The sequence below is a fragment of the Seongchinamella sediminis genome (assembly GCF_003457605.1).
Lineage (GTDB): Bacteria > Pseudomonadota > Gammaproteobacteria > Pseudomonadales > Halieaceae > Halioglobus > Halioglobus sediminis.
Genome location: NZ_QRAN01000004.1, coordinates 221,073 through 242,287, shown reverse-complemented (window position 1 = coordinate 242,287; position 21,215 = coordinate 221,073). Strand labels below are relative to the sequence as shown.

Annotated in this window: 19 protein-coding genes; 10 read left to right on the top strand and 9 right to left on the bottom strand. The window is 61.3% G+C overall.

Annotated features, from left to right (window positions below; genetic code table 11):
- Positions 1 to 87 precede the first annotated feature (87 nt).
- Positions 88 to 3,774: a methionine synthase gene (metH, locus tag DWB85_RS05740; RefSeq protein ID WP_117953249.1), complete on the top strand. Its 3,687-nt coding sequence runs from the start codon at positions 88 to 90 to the stop codon at positions 3,772 to 3,774.
- Positions 3,775 to 3,789: 15 nt separating this feature from the next.
- A complete protein-coding gene (locus DWB85_RS05735; RefSeq protein ID WP_117953248.1) occupies positions 3,790 to 4,017 on the top strand; it encodes a DUF2970 domain-containing protein in 228 nt (75 codons plus the stop codon).
- 22 nt (positions 4,018 to 4,039) lie between these two features.
- Here DWB85_RS05735 and DWB85_RS19635 read toward each other — a convergent pair whose 3' ends face one another.
- Complete coding sequence (locus DWB85_RS19635) at positions 4,040 to 4,162, bottom strand: methionine synthase (RefSeq protein ID WP_205422666.1); 123 nt, start codon at positions 4,160 to 4,162, stop codon at positions 4,040 to 4,042.
- Positions 4,163 to 4,353: 191 nt separating this feature from the next.
- Between DWB85_RS19635 and DWB85_RS05730 the strand changes: the two genes are divergently transcribed.
- From DWB85_RS05730 to DWB85_RS05720, 3 genes are all read left to right on the top strand, one after another.
- A complete protein-coding gene (locus tag DWB85_RS05730) occupies positions 4,354 to 6,018 on the top strand; it encodes a nitrite/sulfite reductase (RefSeq protein WP_117953247.1) in 1,665 nt (554 codons plus the stop codon).
- Entirely contained in the window at positions 6,002 to 6,433 is a 432-nt protein-coding gene (locus DWB85_RS05725) for a DUF934 domain-containing protein (RefSeq protein WP_117953246.1), read from the top strand. Before DWB85_RS05730 ends, DWB85_RS05725 begins: the two co-directional genes overlap by 17 nt.
- Before the next feature lie 258 nt (positions 6,434 to 6,691).
- Complete coding sequence (locus DWB85_RS05720; protein ID WP_117953245.1) at positions 6,692 to 7,861, top strand: cation:proton antiporter domain-containing protein; 1,170 nt, start codon at positions 6,692 to 6,694, stop codon at positions 7,859 to 7,861.
- A gap of 55 nt (positions 7,862 to 7,916) precedes the next feature.
- Here the strand turns inward: DWB85_RS05720 and DWB85_RS05715 are convergent, their stop codons facing one another.
- Together DWB85_RS05715 and DWB85_RS05710 are read right to left on the bottom strand one after the other, a co-directional pair.
- Entirely contained in the window at positions 7,917 to 8,846 is a 930-nt protein-coding gene (locus DWB85_RS05715) for an electron transfer flavoprotein subunit alpha/FixB family protein (protein WP_117953244.1), read from the bottom strand.
- Positions 8,843 to 9,595: an electron transfer flavoprotein subunit beta/FixA family protein gene (locus DWB85_RS05710; RefSeq protein WP_117953243.1), complete on the bottom strand. Its 753-nt coding sequence runs from the start codon at positions 9,593 to 9,595 to the stop codon at positions 8,843 to 8,845. Before DWB85_RS05710 ends, DWB85_RS05715 begins: the two co-directional genes overlap by 4 nt.
- A gap of 324 nt (positions 9,596 to 9,919) precedes the next feature.
- On the opposite strand from DWB85_RS05710, the gene DWB85_RS05705 reads away from it, so the two are divergent.
- Positions 9,920 to 11,572: an electron transfer flavoprotein-ubiquinone oxidoreductase gene (locus tag DWB85_RS05705; protein WP_117953242.1), complete on the top strand. Its 1,653-nt coding sequence runs from the start codon at positions 9,920 to 9,922 to the stop codon at positions 11,570 to 11,572.
- A 95-nt stretch (positions 11,573 to 11,667) separates the two neighbouring features.
- Here DWB85_RS05705 and DWB85_RS05700 read toward each other — a convergent pair whose 3' ends face one another.
- The 3 genes from DWB85_RS05700 to DWB85_RS05690 all read right to left on the bottom strand — a co-directional run bounded on the left by DWB85_RS05700 (position 11,668) and on the right by DWB85_RS05690 (position 15,383).
- Positions 11,668 to 12,129 (bottom strand): hypothetical protein, encoded by a 462-nt coding sequence (locus tag DWB85_RS05700; protein WP_117953241.1) that lies wholly within the window; start codon positions 12,127 to 12,129, stop codon positions 11,668 to 11,670.
- A 1-nt stretch (position 12,130) separates the two neighbouring features.
- On the bottom strand, positions 12,131 to 14,782 hold the full coding sequence (gene topA / locus DWB85_RS05695) for a type I DNA topoisomerase (RefSeq protein ID WP_117953240.1): 2,652 nt from the start codon (positions 14,780 to 14,782) through the stop codon (positions 12,131 to 12,133).
- Between the two features lie 142 nt (positions 14,783 to 14,924).
- Entirely contained in the window at positions 14,925 to 15,383 is a 459-nt protein-coding gene (locus DWB85_RS05690; RefSeq protein ID WP_117953239.1) for a hypothetical protein, read from the bottom strand.
- A gap of 105 nt (positions 15,384 to 15,488) precedes the next feature.
- Here DWB85_RS05690 and DWB85_RS05685 point away from each other — a divergent pair, with 105 nt between their 5' ends.
- Positions 15,489 to 15,929 carry a universal stress protein gene (locus DWB85_RS05685; protein ID WP_117953238.1) on the top strand — a complete coding sequence of 147 codons (441 nt, stop codon included), beginning with the start codon at positions 15,489 to 15,491 and terminating at the stop codon, positions 15,927 to 15,929.
- Positions 15,930 to 15,952: 23 nt separating this feature from the next.
- Here the strand turns inward: DWB85_RS05685 and DWB85_RS05680 are convergent, their stop codons facing one another.
- Positions 15,953 to 16,168, bottom strand: coding sequence for a glutaredoxin family protein (locus DWB85_RS05680; protein ID WP_117953237.1), 216 nt, complete (start codon positions 16,166 to 16,168; stop codon positions 15,953 to 15,955).
- A gap of 177 nt (positions 16,169 to 16,345) precedes the next feature.
- On the opposite strand from DWB85_RS05680, the gene DWB85_RS05675 reads away from it, so the two are divergent.
- Genes DWB85_RS05675 through DWB85_RS05665 form a run of 3 tightly spaced genes read left to right on the top strand, consistent with a single transcriptional unit; the run spans position 16,346 to position 19,121 of the window.
- Positions 16,346 to 17,260 carry an IclR family transcriptional regulator gene (locus DWB85_RS05675; RefSeq protein ID WP_117953236.1) on the top strand — a complete coding sequence of 305 codons (915 nt, stop codon included), beginning with the start codon at positions 16,346 to 16,348 and terminating at the stop codon, positions 17,258 to 17,260.
- Between the two features lie 26 nt (positions 17,261 to 17,286).
- The gene (locus DWB85_RS05670) at positions 17,287 to 18,342 is read left to right on the top strand and encodes an AraC family transcriptional regulator (protein WP_162846021.1); all 1,056 of its coding nucleotides are present in this window, start codon (positions 17,287 to 17,289) and stop codon (positions 18,340 to 18,342) included.
- Positions 18,339 to 19,121 (top strand): TrmH family RNA methyltransferase, encoded by a 783-nt coding sequence (locus tag DWB85_RS05665; protein WP_117953234.1) that lies wholly within the window; start codon positions 18,339 to 18,341, stop codon positions 19,119 to 19,121. The genes DWB85_RS05670 and DWB85_RS05665 overlap by 4 nt, the downstream gene beginning before the upstream one ends.
- A gap of 6 nt (positions 19,122 to 19,127) precedes the next feature.
- Here the strand turns inward: DWB85_RS05665 and DWB85_RS05660 are convergent, their stop codons facing one another.
- Both DWB85_RS05660 and DWB85_RS05655 read right to left on the bottom strand, forming a co-directional pair.
- Complete coding sequence (locus DWB85_RS05660) at positions 19,128 to 20,303, bottom strand: vWA domain-containing protein (RefSeq protein WP_117953233.1); 1,176 nt, start codon at positions 20,301 to 20,303, stop codon at positions 19,128 to 19,130.
- A 10-nt stretch (positions 20,304 to 20,313) separates the two neighbouring features.
- Positions 20,314 to 21,159 carry an AAA family ATPase gene (locus tag DWB85_RS05655; RefSeq protein ID WP_117953232.1) on the bottom strand — a complete coding sequence of 282 codons (846 nt, stop codon included), beginning with the start codon at positions 21,157 to 21,159 and terminating at the stop codon, positions 20,314 to 20,316.
- Positions 21,160 to 21,215: the final 56 nt, after the last annotated feature.

The following is a 21,215-nucleotide window of genomic DNA, read 5'->3' as shown; positions in this document are numbered from 1 at the left end:
CTGCCGACCGGAAACCTATATCAAAATATTTTGATATAGGTTGGTCGCTCTGTTAGGATGCGCGTCTTTCACAGCATAGCGACCACCATGAGCAGCACTCAAGCGAAAGCCCTCGAACAGGCACTGCAACAGCGTATTCTGGTCATCGACGGTGCCATGGGCACCATGATCCAGCAGGAAGCCCTGGCGGAATCTGATTATCGCGGCGAGCGATTTGCCAGCCACCATGTGGATCTCAAGGGCAACAATGACCTGCTGTCCCTGACCCGGCCCGAGGTCATCGAGAATATCCACCGGGCCTACCTCGACGCCGGCGCGGATATCATTGAGACCAACAGTTTCAACTCCACCTCCATTGCCCAGGACGACTACCAGCTGGGCGAGCTGGCCTACGAACTGAGCCTGGCTTCGGCGCGGCTGGCGCGCAAGGCCGCCGACGCGGTCACCGCCACTAATCCGGACAAACCGCGCTTTGTTGCCGGCGTGCTGGGCCCCACGCCGAAAACCGCGTCGATATCCCCGGACGTCAACGACCCGGGCGCGCGCGGGGTCAGCTTCGACCAGCTGCGGGAAGCCTACCTGGAATCGACCCTGGCCCTGATTGAGGGTCAGGTGGACCTGCTGCTGATCGAGACGGTATTCGACACCCTCAATGCCAAGGCGGCTATCTTCGCGGTGCAACAGGCCTTTGAACAGGCCGGCACCGAGTTGCCGTTGATGATTTCGGTCACCTTCCCCGATGTCAGTGGCCGGGTGCTGTCCGGGCAGAACCCGGAGGCCTTTTACAATGCCATCGCCCACGCCCGGCCGCTCATCGTCGGCTCCAACTGCGGCCGCCGCTACAAGGAAATCCGCCCCTTCCTGGAGGAGCTGGCCAACGTGGCCGACTGCTACTTCAGCGCGCACCTCAACGCCGGCCTGCCCAACGCCTTCGGTGAGTTCGATGAAACCCCGGAGATCATGCACGATGATTTCCGCGAATTTGCCAGTCGCGGTTTTCTCAACCTGGCCGGCGGTTGTTGCGGTACCTCCCCCGCCCACATCCGCGCGATCGCCGATGCGGTGGAGGGTGTGGAACCGCGCAAACTGCCTACGCTGGCGCCCGCCTGCCGACTCGGTGGCCTGGAAGCCTTCAACATCACCGCCGACAGCCTGTTCGTCAACGTCGGGGAGCGCTGTAACGTCACCGGATCGGCCAGGTTCAAACGCCTGGTTCTCGACGATGACTACGAAACCGCGCTCGACGTGGCCCGCACCCAGGTTGAAGATGGCGCCCAGGTCATCGATGTGAACATGGATGAAGGCATGCTCGATGCCGAGCGCGCCATGGTCACCTTCCTCAACCTGGTTGCCTCCGAGCCCGACATCGCCCGCGTGCCGATCATGGTCGATTCTTCCAAGTGGGAGATAATCGAGGCCGGACTCAAGTGCATTCCCGGCAAGCCGGTGGTGAACTCCATCAGCCTCAAGGCCGGCGAGTGGGAATTTATCGAGCAGGCCAGGCTGTGCCTGCGCTACGGCGCAGCCGTGGTGGTGATGGCTTTCGACGAGGACGGCCAGGCCGACAACCTGCAGCGCCGCCAGGACATCTGCAAGCGCTCCTACAACCTGCTGGTGGATGTTGTCGGCTTCAATCCCAACGACATCATCTTCGACCCCAACATTTTTGCCATTGCCACCGGCATCGAGGAACACAACAACTACGCGGTAGACTTTATCGAGGCTAGCCGCTACATCAAGCAGGCCCTGCCCGGGGCCCTGGTGTCCGGCGGCGTGTCCAACGTGTCGTTCTCCTTCCGCGGCAACAACGCGGTGCGCGAAGCCATCCATTCGGTATTCCTCTACCACGCGATCAAGGCGGGCATGGACATGGGCATCGTCAACGCCGGCCAGCTGGCGGTATACGATGAATTGCCCGCCGCGCTGCGCGACGCGGTCGAGGACGTGGTACTCAATCGCCGTGACGATGGCACCGAGCGGCTGCTGGAGATGGCCGAGAACTATCGCGACAGCGGCGGCGCGGCGGCGCGCCAGGAAGACCTCAGCTGGCGCGAGCTGGAGGTCAGCAAGCGGCTCGAGCACGCCCTGGTCAAGGGTATTAACAGTTTTATCCTGGAGGATGCTGAACAGGCGCGACAAGAGTTCGAGCGGCCGATACAGGTTATCGAAGGGCCGCTGATGGACGGCATGAACGTGGTCGGCGACCTGTTCGGCGAGGGCAAGATGTTCCTGCCCCAGGTGGTCAAGAGCGCCCGGGTGATGAAGCAGGCGGTCGCCTACCTGCAGCCTTTTATCGAGGAAGAAAAGACCGAGGCCTCCAGCAGCAACGGCAAGATTCTGATGGCCACGGTCAAGGGCGACGTCCACGATATCGGCAAGAACATCGTCGGCGTGGTGCTGCAGTGCAATAACTTCGAAGTTATCGACCTAGGGGTCATGGTCGCCTGCGACGAAATCCTGCGCGTGGCCCGGGAGGAACAGGTGGATATCATCGGCCTCTCCGGCCTGATTACCCCTTCCCTCGATGAAATGGTGCACGTGGCGGCGGAGATGCAGCGCGAGGACTTCCAGATCCCGCTGTTGATCGGTGGCGCAACCACCTCCAATGCCCACACTGCGGTAAAAATAGAGCCGCACTACAGCAACGATATCGTCGCCTACGTGGCGGATGCGTCCCGCAGCGTATCCGTGGCCACCCAGTTGATGAACGAGAGCAAGGCCGCGTTCATCGATGAACGTCGCCAGCAGTACGCCAAGGTCAGGGAGCGTATGGCCAATCGTGAGCCCCGGGCCAAGCCTCTCAGCTACGCCGATGCTGTGGCCAACCGCCTGCAGCTGGACTGGGCGAACTATCAACCGCCCCGCCCCAGTTTCCTCGGCACCCGGGTATTCGATGATTTTCCCCTCGAGGAGCTGGTGGACACCATCGACTGGACACCGTTTTTCATTACCTGGGAACTGGCCGGCAAGTACCCGGCGATACTGGAAGACGACAAGGTTGGCGCCCAGGCCTCCGAGCTCTACCGCGATGCCCGGGACATGCTCAGGCGAATCGTCGACGAGAAGTGGCTCACCGCGCGCGCGGTCGTCGGCTTCTGGCCAGCCGCCCGCAAGGGCACTGACGATATACAGCTGTACCGCGATGAGGCCCGCACGGAACCGCTGGCCGTGCTGCACCACCTGCGCCAGCAGACCGCCAAGGCCGATGACAAGCCCAACCTGAGCCTTGCCGACTATGTCGCTCCCGCCGACAGCGGCGTGGCGGACTATGTGGGCGGTTTTTGCGTCACTACCGGTCACGGTGTCAGCGAACGGGCGGCGCAATACGCCGCGGAACACGATGATTACAGCAGCATCATGCTCAAGGCACTGGCGGATCGCCTGGCCGAGTCTTTCGCCGAACACATGCATAGACTGGTGCGCACCCAGTTGTGGGGCTATGCCGCGGACGAGTCCCTGGACAATGAGGCGCTGATCCGCGAGCGCTACCAGGGCATCCGCCCGGCCCCCGGCTATCCCGCCTGTCCGGACCATACCGAGAAGGCCACTCTGTTTGCCCTGCTCGATGCCAGCGCGGCCACCGGGGTCACCCTGTCAGACAGCTACGCCATGAGCCCGGCCTCTTCGGTCAGCGGCTTTTACTATGCACACCCGGAGAGCAAATACTTCGCTATCGGCAAAGTAGGCAAGGATCAGCTTGAAGACCTGGCCGCGCGTAAGGGAGAATCAGTGGCCGTGATGGAACGCTGGTTACGCCCGAATCTCAATTACTGAGGAGTTGCAACAACAATGACTGACGACAACGAGGGCCGGAAGAAGAAGTCCCTCAACCCGCTGCAGGTGATAGCAAGTGTGTTCGCGGCTGGCCTGGGCGTGCAAAGCAGCAAGAACCGGGAGCGCGATTTCAACCAGGGCCGGGCGGGCGTATTCATTGCCGCCGGGCTTATTTTTACCCTCGGCTTTATCGCCCTGATGGTGGTAATTGTGCAGCTGGTGCTCAGTGGCGCGGGCAACTAGCCAGTGGCCCGCGCCAGTGGCTTCAGGAAGGCATTCCTGACAGCCAGATGTACAGGGTCAGGACCAGCAGTGAAATCACTGCGGTAGCGGCAATCGCATCGGCAGCGCCGTCACCGGCGTGTTTGTGGTTACTGTTTTCGCTCATTGTTTCGCTCCTCGGGCGGTCTTGGGCGGCGCCATTATAGCAGCTCGGGGTAGAATCCCAAGCCCCCGGCGCGTCCTAACTAATCGTTCTAACCATATGAATAATATGACTATTTAAGGCTGTGCGTTTCTGCTAATGTACCGCCTCCCCACGCCGGCCCGAACCCGGCCAAAGTAACACAGGAACCTTCGATGTACGTTTATGACGAGTACGACCAGAAAATAGTCGATGACCGGGTGGCCCAGTTCCGCGACCAGACCCGGCGCTATCTGGACGGTGAACTCAGCGAAGAGCAGTTCCTCCCGCTGCGCCTGCAAAATGGACTGTATATACAGCGCCTCGCGCCGATGCTCAGGGTTGCCGTGCCCTACGGCATGATAAACACCCGCCAGCTGCGCAAGATTGCCCAGCTGTCGCGGGATTACGACAAAGGCTATGTGCACATCAGCACGCGCCAGAACATCCAGTTCAACTGGCCGCAGCTGGCGGAGGTCCCCGATATACTGGCTGAACTGGCCACGGTGCAAATGCACGCAATCCAGACCTCCGGCAACTGCATCCGCAATACCACCACAGACCAGTTCGCCGGCGTCGCCACCGATGAACTGGAGGATCCCCGCCCCTGGTGCGAGATCATTCGCCAGTGGTCCACGCTGCACCCGGAATTCGCTTTCCTGCCACGCAAATTCAAAATAGCGGTATGCAGCAGCAAACAGGATCGGGCCGCGATCCACGCCCACGACATTGGCGTGGAGTTAGTGCATAACGCGGCCGGCGAGACCGGCTTTCGTGTGCTTGTCGGCGGCGGCCTGGGCCGCACGCCCGTCATTGGTGTTGAAATCTGTGAGTTCCTGCCGGCTGAGCACCTGCTGACCTACCTGGAAGCCATACTGCGGGTTTACAACCAGCACGGACGCCGCGACAACAAGTTCAAGGCGCGGATCAAGATCCTGGTCAAGGCCATGGGCAGCGATGCGTTCCGGGAAGCCGTGGAACACGAATGGGAACCGATCAAGAATGGCCCCAGCACCCTCATCCCGGAAGAAGTCGAGCGCGCCCGCTCCTTCTTTACCGCACCCGACTATGCCGCCGTGGATGCCAGCGCCGCCCGGACCACGCTGCAGGCGCACTGTGACAAGGACCCGATATTCAGCAACTGGGTAAAGCGCAATACGGTCGAGCACCGCGTTCCCGGTTACCGCATCGTCAACGTCTCCCTGAAGGCAACCGGCCATACACCCGGCGACATTACCGCCAGGCAGCTGGATCTGGTCGCCGACCTGGCGGACCGCTATTCCTTCGGCGAAATCCGCACCACCCACGAGCAGAACCTGGTGCTGGCCGATGTCGAGCAGTCCAGGCTGTACGAACTCTGGCAAAGCCTGCAGCAGGCCGGACTTGCCACCGCCAACATCGGCTACCTGACCGATGTGATCTGCTGCCCGGGTGGCGACTACTGCTCGCTGGCCAACGCCAAGTCGATTCCGGTGGCGGAAGCTATCCAGGCCCGCTTTGACGACATGGACTACGTCTACGATCTCGGCCCGCTGGAACTGAACATCAGCGGGTGCATGAATGCCTGCGGCCACCACCACATCGGCCACATCGGCATTCTCGGCGTGGACAAGAAAGGACAGGAATTCTACCAGGTCAGTCTCGGCGGCAGTCAGGGCAAGGACACGTCCATTGGCAAGATCCTCGGCCCCTCTTTCAAGCAGGATGACATGCCGGATGTCATGGACAAACTGCTGACCACTTTCGTCGAACTGCGCCAGGGCGAGGAAACGTTTCTCGACACCTATCGCCGTGTCGGCATCGACCCTTTCAAGGAGCGTGTCTATGCCCCTGCTCATTAAGAACGGCGCCATCGTCGAGGACCACGGCCCCGAGGTACTGGATCTCGAACAGTGGCTACAGTGCCAGGATCGGGCCCATCGCGCAGTCGTGCTGGAGCCCGGCGAGACCCTCGCCCCCCTGCTCGAGCACATCGAGGAAATCCCGCTGGTGCTGGTCAACTTCCCGACCTTCACCGATGGCCGCGGGTTTTCCTACGGCAGGGAACTGCGGGAGCGGGGTTACAAGGGCGAATTGCGCGCCGTCGGGCACTTTATCCGCGACCAGCTCACCTACCTCTCCCGCTGCGGCTTTGACGCCTTCCAGTTCGACGACGAGTCGGACCTCGAGGACGCGCTGGACAGCCTGGCCGATTTCAGCGAGTACTACCAGGCTTCCGTGAACCAGCCCCAGCCCCTGTTCCGGCGCAGGGCCTAGGCAAAGGCGGGCACAGGGTTCAGGCGCAGGGCAAGCACAGAGCTGAGGCACAGAACTCGGGTCTCAGGCGCAGCGCTCAGGCCCGCTTGCCAGACCTCGGGAGTCAGCCCCGGTGTTGGCAAATTTCCTATCCTCATACGGGTTGTTTACACTCCCGACTATCGCCATTCCCGCGCAGGCGACGGCCGGCGCTCCGGGAATTCAGTGGCTGCTGTACACAACGGCATGCTAGCAGCAACAGCAACGGGAGCCCCCTGAATGGATGTATCCATCACATTCTCATTCTTTCTCATCTTCACCGGTGCGGCGGTCTTTGCCTCGCTGGCCCTGGCTACCCGCCAGCCACTGATCATCGCCTATATCGCCCTGGGCGCCTTTATCGGCCCCCACGGGCTGTCCCTGGTCAGCGGCACCAAGTTACTGGCAGACATCGGCCATGTCGGGATTATTTTCCTGCTGTTCCTGCTGGGACTGGACATGCAGCCCCAGGCGCTGTGGTCCACCCTGCGCAAATCCACCGTGGTGGCAGTCGCCAGTTCTGCCCTGTTCCTGGCCATGGGCTTCGCTGTCACCCGGCTGTTCGGTTACAGCAATGTGGAGGCGCTGATCGTGGGTGCGGCGATGATGTTTTCCTCGACCATCATCGGCATCAAGTTACTCCCCACCACCGTGCTGCATCACCGCCACATCGGGGAACTGATGATAGGCATGCTGTTACTGCAGGACCTGCTGGCGATTATCGTGCTCATGGTGTTGTTCAGCGCATCCACTGGCGATGGCAATATGGGCCGGGACCTGGCCCTGTCCCTGCTGGGCCTGCCGCTGCTGGCAGGGGCCGCCCTGCTCGTCGTGCGCTTTGTACTGCTGCCGCTGATCGCCCGTTTTGACCGCTTCCACGAGTACATTTTCCTGCTGGCCCTGGGCTGGTGCCTGGGCCTGGCCGAGGCCGCCAGGGCCCTCGGCCTGTCAGAGGAAATCGGCGCCTTTATCGCCGGCATCACCATTGCCACCAGCCCCATATCGCAGTACATCGCGGTCAACCTGAAGCCCCTGCGCGACTTTTTCCTGATTCTGTTCTTCTTCGCCGTCGGCGCCCGCTTCGACCTGTCCATGCTGGGACAGGTGTGGCTGCCGGCGCTGGTGCTGGCGGTGCTGGTGCTGGCGGTTAAACCCCCCACCTATCGCTGGCTGCTCAAGGGCGTCAGTGAAAAACGCAGCCTGGCCTGGGACCTGGGTTTCCGCCTGGGGCAGGCATCGGAGTTTTCCCTGCTGATCGCCTACGTGGCGGCGGGCGCGGCGCTTATTTCCGAGGAAGCGTCGCTGCTGATCCAGGCAGCCACCCTTATCACCCTGCTCGCCTCGTCCTATATCGTGGTGCTGAACTACCCTACCCCGATTGCGATCTCCGACCGCCTGCGGCGGGATTAGCCGGGCATAAAAAAACCGGCCGCAGGGCCGGTTTTTGCAGTGCGCCAGCGAGATCCTAGATCTTGCTTTCCAGCTCTGGCAGCGCGTCGAACAGGTCTGCCACCAGGCCGTAATCCGCTACCTGGAAGATCGGCGCATCCTCGTCCTTGTTGATGGCAACAATCACCTTGGAGTCTTTCATGCCCGCCAGGTGCTGGATCGCGCCGGAGATGCCCACGGCGATGTACAGGTCGGGGGCGACGATCTTGCCGGTCTGGCCGACCTGCATGTCGTTGGGCACGAAGCCTGCGTCCACCGCGGCACGGGAGGCACCAATGGCGGCGCCCAGCTTGTCGGCAATGCCTTCCAGCAGCTTGAAGTTCTCACCGTTCTGCATCCCACGGCCACCGGAGATCACGACCGGCGCGGCCGTCAGTTCCGGGCGATCGGATTCGGCCACTTCTTCCCCGACGAAGCTGGAGATGCCGGCATCGTGTACCGCGTCCACGGCTTCGACAGTGGCCGAGCCGCCTTCAGCAGCAGCGGCGTCGAAGGCCGTGGTGCGCACGGTGATGACTTTCTTGGCATCGGCGCTCTTGACGGTGGCGATCACGTTACCGGCGTAGATGGGGCGCTTGAAGGTATCGGCGGATTCAACGGAAGTAATTTCCGAAATCTGGGCAACGTCCAGCAGGGCCGCCACGCGAGGCATGGTGTTCTTGGCGTTGGCGGTGGCCGGGGCAATGATGTTGTCATAGCCGGCACCCACTTCCGCGACCAGCAGGCTGACATTCTCCGCCAGCTGGTGCTCGTAGGCGGCATTGTCGGCGACCAGCACCTTGCTGACGCCGGCAACAGCGGCTGCGGCCTGGGCAGCGCCATCACAGCCGGCGCCCGCAACCAGGATATCGATATCCGCACCCATGGCCTGGGCAGCGGTGACCGCGTTCAGGGTGGCGCCCTTCAGGGAGCCATTGTCGTGTTCTGCAATTACCAGAGTGCTCATGAGATTACTTTCGCCTCGTTTTTCAGTTTGTCGACCAGCTGATCCACATCTTCAACCTTGATGCCGGCCTGACGCTCGGCCGGCGGCTCGACGCTGACCTGGGTCAGGTGGGAAGTGACTTCAACGCCCAGGTCGCCGGGAGTGAGCACATCCAGGGGCTTCTTCTTGGCCTTCATGATATTCGGCAGGGAAGCGTAGCGCGGCTCGTTCAGGCGCAGGTCGGTGGTGACGATAGCAGGCAGGTTCAGGGCCACGGTCTGCAGACCGCCGTCAACCTCACGAGTCACGTTGACCTTGTCACCGTCGATGACGACTTCCGAGGCGAATGTGCCCTGCGGCATGCCAGCCAGAGCGCCCAGCATCTGACCAGTCTGGTTGTTGTCGCCGTCGATAGATTGCTTGCCGAGGATAACCAGCTGCGGCTCTTCCTTCTCGATGACGCCCTTGAGCAGTTTGGCCACCACCAGCGGCTCTACACCGCATTCGGTCTCTACCTGGATACCGCGGTCGGCGCCCAGCGCCAGCGCGGTACGGATTTGCTCCTGGCAGGCCTTGTCACCGATGGAAACGGCGACGACTTCAGTCGCAGTACCGGCTTCCTTGAGGCGTACAGCCTCCTCGACAGCAATTTCACAGAAGGGGTTGATAGCCATCTTGACATTATTCAGGTCAACATCACTACCATCGGCTTTGGCGCGGACCTTGACGTTGTAATCAACGACGCGCTTAACGGCAACAAGAACCTTCATGGATTCTCCAATAGATCATTTAAGGTGGGTTTGTGGTGCCGGGCTGAACACCAAACGCCCGGTACGTGTAAGTTCGGCGAGGTATCTTGCCCATATTGCTGTCCGGGGTCAATAGCCCCACGTGACAGTGAAGTTGTCCAAATGAGCCAGATCAAGGATAGCCACCATTTATCCCTGTGATGGTCTTTTATCCATTAGAATTATATACTTGCGGCTTTTTGGGGGGCGGGCTTCAGCGCTTATTGAGGTCCGCGACACACAAGCCAGGCAGGTAATCGGGCCCAGACCCGGCGCCAGCCCTGGACAACAGCAGAGGACACCGCAGTGGAACGTGAATCGATGGAATTTGATGTGGTGATTGTCGGTGCAGGCCCCGCGGGCCTGTCAGCCGCCTGTCGCATCATGCAACTGGCAGAGGAAAAAGAGCAGGAAATCACCGTGTGCGTGGTGGAAAAAGGGTCGGAGGTCGGCGCCCACATCCTGTCCGGTGCCGTGCTGGAACCCCGCGCGCTGAACGAATTGTTCCCCAACTGGCAGGAACTGGGCGCACCGCTCAATACCCCGGTCAAAGGCGACAAGTTTTACTTCTATACCAGCGCCACCGGGGCCGTCACCCTGCCAAACTTTTTCATTCCCAAGCCCACCCACAATGACGGCAACTACATTGTCTCCATGGGCAACGTATGCCGCTGGCTGGCGGAACAGGCCGAGGGCCTGGGGGTGGAGGTCTACCCCGGTTTTGCCGCCGCTGAAGTGCTGTTCAATGAAGACGGCAGCGTCAAGGGGATCGCCACCGGCGACATGGGCATCGCCGAGGACGGCAGCCACAAGGATTCCTACATGCCGGGCATGGAACTGCATGCCAAGTACACCCTCTTTGCCGAGGGCTGTCGCGGCCACCTCGGCAAGCAGCTGATGGAGAAGTTCGCGCTGGATGCCGGCAAGGACCCCCAGCACTACGGCATCGGCATCAAGGAAATCTGGGAAATCGACCCCGCCCGGCACAACGAAGGCACTGTCGAACACGGCCTGGGCTGGCCCCTGTCCGAAAACGGCGCCACCGGCGGCGGTTTCCTCTATCACGCGGAGAACAACCAGGTATATCTCGGCCTGATCACCGACCTCAATTATGCCAACCCGCACCTGAGCCCCTACGAAGAGTTCCAGCGCTGGAAACACCACCCCACCGTGAGCAAGCTGCTCGAAGGCGCCACCCGCATCACCTACGGGGCCCGCGCCATTACCAAGGGCGGCTACAACTCCCTGCCGAAAATGCACTTCCCCGGCGGCCTCATCATCGGCTGCGACGCCGGCACCCTGAACTCGGTGAAGATCAAGGGTAACCACACCGCGATGAAGAGTGGCATGGTGGCAGCGGAAGCCGTGGTGGAGGCGCTTGGCCAGGGCGAGGAACGCAAGGCCGACCTGGATTCCTTTGCCAGCAAGTTCGAATCCTCCTGGGCCTACCAGGAACTGTACACGACCCGTAACTTCTCCGGTTTCATGCACAAGTTCGGTTTCCTGATCGGCTCGGCGCTGGTCTGGCTGGACCAGAACATCTTCGGCGGCAAACTGCCCTTCACCCTCAACGATGACAAGCCCGACTACGCGGCAATGAAGCCCGCCGCCGACAGCAAGCAGATCGAGTACCCCAAGCCGGACAACAAAATCAGCTTCGACCGCCTGTCATCGGTATTCCTCTCCAACACCAACCATGAAGAGGACCAGCCCTGCCACCTGACCCTCAAGGACCCCGAGATTCCGATTGCGGTAAACCTGCCCAGGTGGGACGAGCCAGCGCAGCGCTACTGCCCGGCAGGCGTCTATGAGGTGGTGGAAGACGAGAATGGCAAGCGCTTCCAGATCAACGGCCAGAACTGCGTGCACTGCAAAACCTGCGATATCAAGGACCCCTCGCAAAACATCGTCTGGGTAACCCCGGAGGGCTTCGGCGGGCCGAATTACCCGAATATGTAGGGCGGCCCTGCAGGGAGCTTGAGCAGCAGAACAGGCGAACTTCGGTTCGCCTTTTTTGTGGGCGGCGGAAGCAGGCAGCGTTATTCGCCGCCGGCTCAGTACTCGTCCAGTGAATCGCCCATGCGATCGAACAGTGACTGCAGCTGCCCGGCCCACTGGCTGGCCTGCTCGGGGCCGGATGCGGGTGCACCCCTGGCCAGGTTACCGCTGGAAGCCACGCTCTCCTCCGCCGTATCATCAGCGAGCATGTCGCCGATCCAGCCTCCTGCTTCCAGGCGCTGGAACTCCACTATTTCGCCGGGTAGCGCCTTGCCAGCGTCAATTCCGGGCAACTCCGCCAGGGATGCCGGTGGTTGCGGCGGTAAGGCACCGGGGCGAGTGATTTCCAGCAGGAACCAGCCATAGGCATGGCGCAGGTGCGCCCGTATGGCCGGCAGGTAGGCCTGGTTCAGGGTGACTGCGGCCACAGACTCCTCGGCCAGGTCCCGGCGCCAGGCGGCGAGGAGGATATTCGCCAGGTACAGCGCGTGATTGGCCTGTCCACGAGCGGAACTCATACTACTTGCGCGCTCCCCTGCCCTTGCTGCGTTCCTGCTCCCACTTGCCCTTGCGGTAGAAGGCCTTCCAGCCGGTCGCCTTGCCATCGGCCTCGGTCATCACGTACTGCTCCTTGGTTTTACGGCTGTAGCGGACCTGGGCCCGGTTGCCGTCGTCGTCCTCGGTAGGCGCAGAAAAAATGAACTTGTACTTGGGATCGATCTCATCCTTGTGCGGCAGCAATTCGTCGACAAACGGTGCCCGGGTTTCACGGTTGCGCGGGAACTGGCTGGCCGCGAGGAACATCCCGGCGGCGCCATCGCGCAGCACATAGTGGTCATCCACCTTCTGGCAGGCCAGTTCCGGCATGGGCACCGGATCCATTTTTGGCGGCGCGGCCTCGCCGTTGCGCAGCAGTTTGCGGGTGTTTTTGCAGCTGTCCGAGGTGCAGCCGAAGTACTTGCCGAAACGGCCGTTTTTCAGCTGCATTTCGGCACCGCACTTGTCGCACTCCAGGGTGGGGCCATCGTAACCCTTTATTTTGAACTTGCCGTGTTCCACCTCGAAGCCGTCACAATCGGGGTTGTTGCCGCAGACATGCAGCTTGCGGGACTCGTCTATCAGGTAACTGTCCATGGCCGCGTTACACTTCTTGCAACGATGGCGTTCGAGCAGCTGGCGTGACTCGGCCTCGTCGTCGGCATCCTCGCGGATGGCCTCATCCCCCGGGGTGAGGTTAATGGTGTGCTTGCAGCGCTCCTTGGGCGGCAGGGCGTAACCGGAACAACCCAGGAACACCCCCGTGCTGGCGGTTCTGATCTGCATCGGGCGTCCGCACTTGGCACACTCGATATCGGTCATGGTCGGCGAGTTGGGCTCCATGCCGACCGGTTCCGGTTCCCCGGCTTTTTCCAGCAGGCCGCGGAACTCGCCATAAAACGCATCCAGCAGGTCGCGCCAGTCGCGCTCGCCCTCAGCCACGTCGTCCAGGCGCTCCTCCATGCCGGCGGTAAAACCATAGTCCAGCAGGTCAGGGAAGCTTTTCTGCAGACGCTGGGTGACGATATCGCCCATTTTCTCGGCGTAAAAGCGCTTGTTCTCCAGCCGCACGTAGCCGCGGTCCTGGATGGTGGAAATGATCGAGGCATAGGTCGACGGCCGGCCGATCCCGCGCTTTTCCAGCTCACGCACCAGGCTCGCCTCGCCATAACGGGGCGCGGGTTTGGTGAAATGCTGTACAGGATCCAGCTTCTTCAGCTCCAGTTGATCACCTTTGTTGACGTCCGGCAAAACACCGTCGTCTCCCTTGCGGCTGGCCGGGGGCTGGACTCTGGTGTAGCCGTCGAAGCGGATGATACGGCCCTTGGCGTTCAGCTCGTAGTCACCGGCGGTGGCGGTAATCGTGGTCGAGGTGTACTCTGCCGCAGGCATCTGGCAGGCGACAAACTGGCGCCAGATCAGCTCGTACAGTCGCTCCGCGTCCCGCTCCATGCCTTTGAGCGCGGTTTGCGCCACATTGACATCAGAAGGCCTGATCGCCTCGTGCGCCTCCTGGGCACCCTCTTTTGAGGAATAGGAATTGGGCGCATCGGGCAGGTACTGACGGGGAAAATTGGCGCCGATGTAGTCGCGACAGGCCGCCACTGCCTCGGCGCTGAGGTTGGTGGAATCGGTCCGCATGTAAGTAATGTAGCCCGCTTCATACAGGCGCTGCGCCAGCATCATGGTTTTCTTGACACTGAAGCCCAGCCGGGTGCTCGCCGATTGCTGCAAGGTCGAGGTAATGAACGGCGCTGGTGGTTTGGAGCGGGTGGGCTTGTCCTCGCGACCGCTGATCACGTAGGGCAGTGACTCCAGCTCGGCAGTTGCCTTTTTGGTGGTCGCTTCGTCGCCGGGGCGGAAATTTTCGCCCTTGTGCTTGCGCACCTGAAAACGCACATCCTCCTTGGCCCGGGTGAGCAGATCAGCGTGAACTTCCCAGTATTCCTCGGGTATGAATGCGTGGATCTCCCGTTCCCGCTCGACAATCAGGCGCACGGCGACCGACTGGACCCGGCCCGCTGACAGCCCCCGGGCGACTTTCGACCACAACAGCGGCGACACCATATAACCCACGACACGGTCGAGAAAGCGACGGGCCTGCTGGGCGTTGACCCGGTTCTGGTCCAGGTGCGAGGGTTCCTCAAAGGCCTCGGTAATGGCCTTCTTGGTGATTTCGTTGAACACCACCCGCTGGTAGCGGTCGTCGTCGCCGCCAATGGCTTCACGCAGGTGCCAGGCAATCGCCTCCCCCTCGCGGTCAAGGTCGGTCGCCAGGTAAATGGCGTCCGCGTCGGCGGCCAGCTTCTTCAACTCGTTGACCACTTTTTCCTTGCCGGGCAACACCTGATAGTTGGCCGCCCAGCCATTCTCCGGGTCTATGCCCATGCGCCGGATCAGCTGCTCGCGGGCCTTCTTTTTCTTGTGTGCGGCTTTTTCCTCCGCGGCCATCTTGCGGGTAATGGCCGCCTGGGCCGCGCGTTCCTTGGGGTCAACCCCGGCACTGCTGCTGCCAGCGGTTGGCAAATCCCGGATGTGACCGACGCTGGATTTCACCACGTAGTCTTTTCCCAGGTATTTGTTGATCGTCTTGGCTTTGGCCGGTGACTCGACAATTACTAGTGATTTACCCATTGGTCCCTACTGTTTAAACGGTCCAGGCGCCAGAAATGGACGCCCGGCGCGGCGCCAAAAAGGGGCATATATAAGTCCCCATCCGGCCAGGGTCAAGGAAAATCGCGAAATGAAGCGACCGCCTGCACCCGCCTGGAGCCGCTCAGGCGCCCTCCTGCAACAGCCGGACCCAGGCCTCCAGAGCGGCCACAATCTGCTCCACATCGGCCTCTGCGCCGGCCTCCTGCCAATAGGCACCGCAGGAGCCCTCATCAACGCTGATGGCCAGCACCGAGGCGGGCAGGCCGGCGGCTGCCGCTGGCGCCGCAACCCGCCTGCCCAGCGACCGCCAGCCGTCATCCTCGCGCAACCAGGCGGTGCGCAGACGTCGCTCCCGGCGGGAGGGTGGCAGCCGCTTGCCATAATAAATGACCTGCTGGCTGCGCCCGCCACTGCCGCTTACCGGGGTCCGCGACGGCAGGTCGCGAAACTCCACAAACAGGCCATGCACCGCCGCATACTCACGCATGCGCGCCACCAGTCGCTGCCGCTTGCTAGGCAAAAAATGGGTCAATGGCGCCAGCGCCAGGGCCACAATGAACAAAATAAGCAGAAATTTCACTGGATCTTCCTGATTCAAGTCAACGATGGCCGGTGACTGCGTTGCCCGGGCCATCGACTATGCTATACATTACAGCTCCGAGTCCGGGAAAACAGGGAGAGCAATATGTCGAATTATAAAAGAGTCCTCGTGGCCATTGACCTCAGCGATGAATCCAGCGAAGTCGCCGAGCGAGCCAAGGGCATTGTCGCCGGTGGCGGTAGCGAGTTGCACATTATCCACGTGATCGAGCCATTGAGCTTTGCCTACGGGGTCGACATCCCCATGGATTTTTCCGGGCTCCAGGACGAAATCCAGTCCCAGGCAACGGAACAGCTGCGGCGGTTTTCCGAACAAAACGCTATCGATCACGACCACCAGCATATCGTTCTCGGCCGCCCGGAGGTGGAGATTCACGCCATGGCCGAAGAAATCAACGCCGACCTGATTGTCGTGGGCAGTCACGGCCGTTACGGCCTGGCGTTGCTAATGGGCTCGACGGCCAATGGCGTCCTCCATGGCGCGACCTGTGACGTACTCGCTGTTCGCGTCGGCAAAAGCGACTAGGGCCACTTCCATCAGCCCTGTACTCACTCGAGGAAGCGTGCCAGCGCTTCCTCGTCAAACGGCCAGTTGAGTTCCTCGCCGTCCGCCCGGCGCAGTACCGGTATGGTGACACCGTAGCGGGCAAACAAGTCATCGGACTCGCTGATATCCACCTCCTCGAAATCCACGCCGGCTGCCTGCAGCAGGGCTGCAGCGCGTTCACACAAATGACAGGCTGAGGTTCCGAATAAAGTCAACATAGACTGGGTTGTCCCTGGGGCTGTGCCTGACGGCGTGGTCACTATATACTGGTCGCCCCTCACGCCGGGGGCTTGCTGCGAGCCCCCTGCCGGCGTTAACATTGCGGCGCAAGTACAACATCTTATACTAAAATTGCGTGCGCCAAACAGTCTGGCGCCAGTCACGGGAGTTTTCTTTTGGCCTTATTTTCGCAACCCACAGCCCGCGCGCTAGCGATACTCGATCTGCTGATGGCCAACCCCAACCAGGCATTCGGACTCACCGAAATGACCCGCAGGCTCAACCTGAACAAAGCGACCTGCCACGCAATCCTCACCACCATGGCCAATTACGGCTTCCTGGTGCAACACCCCAAGACCAAGGCCTACCGCCTGGGCCCGTCCATTATCGCCGCCGGTAACGCAGCCTTTGCCCAGTTCCCGGTGCTTGAATACGCCCGGCCGGAACTGGAGAGCCTGCAGCAGGACCTGGATGTGGGCTTTGCGGTCACCGGGCGCTCCAAGCGCCACATGGTGCTGCTGGCCCTGTATGGCAAGGCCCAGCCGCTGATTGATTCGTTTCAACTGGGCCTGCGGCTGCCCAATGTCGCACCGGTGGCCGCCTGTTTTACCGCCTTTTCCCCGGCCAAGCACCTGGAAGCCTGGCTGACCCGCGCCCACGAATCCCGCGGCGAGTACAATGAAAAGCTGGACCAGAAGCTACGGGTGGCGCTGATCGCCATCCGCGCCCGGGGTTACGAGGTAACCCTGAAGACCAGGGCCGAGGCCGAGCTGACCCGGGAGCTGGAGCGCATTCATTCCTCCTGGAGCCTTACCGAACTGGAGGACGCAGCCAACCGCTACCAGCACGACCTGTGTGATGAATATTTCCATCTGGACCGGATCGACCCCAAGGCCCGCTACGATGTCAGTACCATCTCCGTGCCGGTTTTCGTCGACAACAAATTGCCCGTCATGTGCTTTGTTGCCGGTTCTCTGGGGGGGCCGGTCAGCGGTGCCCGGATTGAGGAAATTGCCGCCCGCATGAAGCAGTCGGCTGACCGGGTAACCGCCCTGGCCGAAGGCCGGGAGCCGCCCGCTGCCGAGCCCTGACCACCGCCCCCTGCGCCATGAATACCATGCCCCTCAAATCCCTCAACTCCCTGTTGCGGGTGTTGATAGATCATGGCTATCCACTGGAGCGGGCACTGCAGCACGCGGGGCTGACGTTCAACCCGCTGGAGGCCAGCAACCCGGACAGCACTGAAATCGCCAGCAGCAGTTATAGCAAGCTCTATGGCCTGCTGATGGAGTTGCTCCAGGATGAGGCCTTCGGCCTGGGTCAGGAGTATCGTGCGCCACCCGGCACCTTTCGCATGATGTGCCTGTTCATCATCCACTGCCGCACACTCGAACAGGCACTGCTGCGTGCCTGGGAGTTTCACCACTACTGTGACCAGTATCGTGACTGCCCCGGGGAACGTCCCGCCAGCCCCTTCGTTGAACTGGATGATGAGCGGGTACTGTGCCTGTTCCAGCGCTCCCAGGTCCTGGCAGAAGAGCGGGTAGAGATCGGCCACGTCAACATACTGCTGATGATGTTCCGTTTCTACAGCTGGTTGATTGGCCGCGAGTTGCCCCTGCGGGAAGTCCACCTGCGGGGCACAGTGCCGGAGACCTCAACGCACTATGAAGACCTGTTCGGCTGCCCGGTGCGTTTCGGCCGGGAACATTCCGGACTGGTGCTGCCCCGGCAATTGCTGCAGTACCCACTGGCCCAGAACGAAGACAGCCTGCGCGAGTTTCTGCGCCAGGCCCCCTACCCACTGGTGCGGCGGGACAACCCCGGGAAATCCCGGCCACTGTCGCGCCAGATCGAGCAATTGCTACTGGCTTCCGGGCCGGAAAATCTGCCTACCGCCAGCGACGTTGCCGGCCAGTTGAATATGTCCGCCCGCACCCTGCACCGCAGGCTTACTGCCGAGGGCACCAGTTTCCAGCAGCTGAAAGACGACCTGCGGCGGGAAATTGCGGTGCACTATATCCAGCGAGATGATTTATCGATAGACACTATCGCCGCGGTGATGGGCTTCCAGGACAACTCGGCCTTCTACCGCTCTTTCAAAAAATGGACCGGCACCTCGCCCGGCCAGTACCGGCAGCAACTACAGAATGAAAGGAAGTCGCAGCAGTGACTCGCCAGGACAGCAGCAGTTACCGGGCGAAGAAGGCCTTTTACGAGCGGGTGCTTACGGTCTATGGCCGCAAACCGGTGCTGGAGGCCCTGCGCGATCCGCGCCTGCAGTGCCACACCCTGCACCTGGCCAGCAGCAACCGTTCAGGCGGCATCATCGCCGAGTTGACCGCCGCGGCAGGCGCGCGCGACATTCCCGTGCGCGAGCACAGCCGGGAGGCGCTGTCGCGTATTTCCAGAAACGGCAGGCAGGACCAGGGCGTGGCCCTGGACATCCTCTGTCCGGCGTTTCGCTCGCTGCAGACCTACCTGGATGAACTCCCGGGGCTACCCCGCCAGCGGGTGCTGGCATTGGACGGTATCAGCAACCCCCAGAACCTGGGCATGATCCTGCGCTCCGCCAGCGCCGGCAGCATCGACGCCGTGCTCTGGTCCCGCCGGGGCAACGCGGCCCTGGGGCCGCTGGTCATCAAGGCCAGTGCCGGCACCCTGTACCGGGCGCCGCTGGTGCTGTGCGACAGCCAGGTCGAGGCCTTGCGGGAACTGTCCGGCCGCGGCTTCGAGATCTGCAGCCTGGAGGCCAGCGCCCGCCAGACACTGTTTGCCCATCGCCCCCGGGGCCACGCCGCTTTCGTGCTGGGCAATGAGACCGAGGGGGTATCAGCAGAGGTAGCGGCGCTGGCGGACTGTGCCCTGTCCATCCCCATGAACAACGGCGTTGAATCGCTCAATGTCGCGGTCACCGCCAGCCTCATCGCCTATGCCGACACTATTGGCTAGCAGGCCCTATTTGGAGAGGTAGCTCATGCCCTCTTCCAGACCCTTGAGAGTCAGCGGGAACATCTTGCCTGCCAGCAGTTTGTGGGTGATGGCCACGCTCTGGGTGTACTGCCACTCGTCCTCTGGCACCGGGTTGATCCAGATGACCTTGTCGTAGACCTCCTGCAGGCGGCGCATCCAGACCTCGCCGGACTCCTCGTTCCAGTGCTCGACGCTGCCGCCGGGCTGCAGGATTTCGTAGGGTGACATGGAGGCGTCGCCGACGAAGATTACCTTGTAGTCGTGACTGTACTTGTGCAGCACGTCGAGCAGTGGCGTGCGCTCGTTGTGGCGGCGAATATTGTTTTTCCACACACTCTCATAAATGAAGTTGTGGAAATAGAAATATTCCATGTGCTTGAACTCGGTGCGGGCGGCGGAAAACAGTTCTTCGCAGACCTTCACATGGGGGTCCATGGAGCCACCGACATCGAAGAACAGCAGCACTTTTACCGCATTATGGCGCTCCGGCACCATCTTGATATCCAGCAAACCCGCATTGCGGGCGGTGGAACCGATGGTGTCGTCCAGGTCCAGTTCGTCGGCGGCCCCGGTGCGGGCGAACTTGCGCAGGCGGCGCATGGCAACCTTGATGTTGCGGGTACCCAGTTCCACACTGTCGTCCAGGTTCCTGAAATCGCGCTTCTCCCAGACCTTGACCGCTTTCTTGTTCCTGCCGTTGGGGCCGACGCGAATTCCTTCGGGGTGGTATCCCTCCTGGCCGAAGGGCGAGGTGCCGCCGGTGCCAATCCACTTGTTGCCGCCCTCGTGGCGCTTTTCCTGCTCCTCAAGGCGTTTCTTGAATTCCTCGATCAGCTTTTCCAGTCCGCCCAGTGACTCGATTTTAGCCTTTTCTTCCGCGGACAGGTTTTTGATGAACTCTGAACGCAACCAGTCATCCGGGATCAGCGCCTCGATCACATCGTCCAGTGCTTCCAGGTCCTTGAAATGCAGGCCAAAGGCGCGGTCGAAGCGATCAAAGTACTTTTCATCCTTGACCATGCAGGTGCGGCTGAAGAAGTAGAACTCATCCATGGAGCCGAACGCCACCCGCTGTTTCATGCCTTCCAGCAGATCCAGCAACTCCCGGGTGGTCACCGGAACGCCCGCATCGCGCAGGCCGTGAAAGAAGTTAATCAGCACGGTGGAGGCCTCAGCGCGACTCGCGCCGGTGCATGAAAGCCAGGCGCTCCAGCAGGTGAACGTCCTGCTCGTTCTTCATCAGCGCGCCATAGAGGGGCGGAATGGCCTTGGTGGGGTCGCGGTCCTTGAGAATTTCGTCGGGAATGTCATCGGCCATCAGCAGCTTCAGCCAGTCGATCAGCTCTGAAGTCGACGGTTTCTTCTTCAGGCCCGGAATAGCGCGCAGGTCGAAGAATACTTCCATCGCCTCCTGGACCAGTTCCCTGGCGATGTCCGGGTAGTGCACCGCAACGATTTCACGCATGGTGTCGCGGTCGGGGAAGTTGATGAAGTGGAAAAAACAGCGGCGCAGGAACGCATCCGGCAGCTCTTTCTCGTTGTTACTGGTGATGATGATAATCGGGCGGTGTTTGGCCTTGACCGTTTCGCCGGTCTCGTAAACAAAGAACTCCATCCGGTCCAGTTCCACCAGCAAATCGTTGGGGAACTCTATGTCCGCCTTGTCGATCTCATCGATCAGCAGCACCACCTGCTCGTCGGAATCGAAGGCCTCCCAGAGTTTGCCCTTCTTGATGTAGTTGGCGATATCGTGGACTTTCTCGTCGCCCAGCTGGGAGTCCCGCAGCCGTGACACCGCATCGTATTCGTACAGACCCTGCTGGGCCTTGGTGGTGGACTTGATGTGCCACTGGATAAGGCGCTTGCCGAGGCCCGCAGCCACTTCCTCCGCCAGCATGGTCTTGCCGGTGCCCGGCTCGCCCTTGATCAGCAGTGGGCGCTCCAGGGCGACAGCGGCGTTGACAGCCATGCGCAGGTCATCAGTCGCTACGTACCTTTGGGTTCCTTCAAATTTCATGCGTGTGCTTACCTGTTGAATTTGCAAAGCAGACAAGCGTACCGATCAGGAATCGA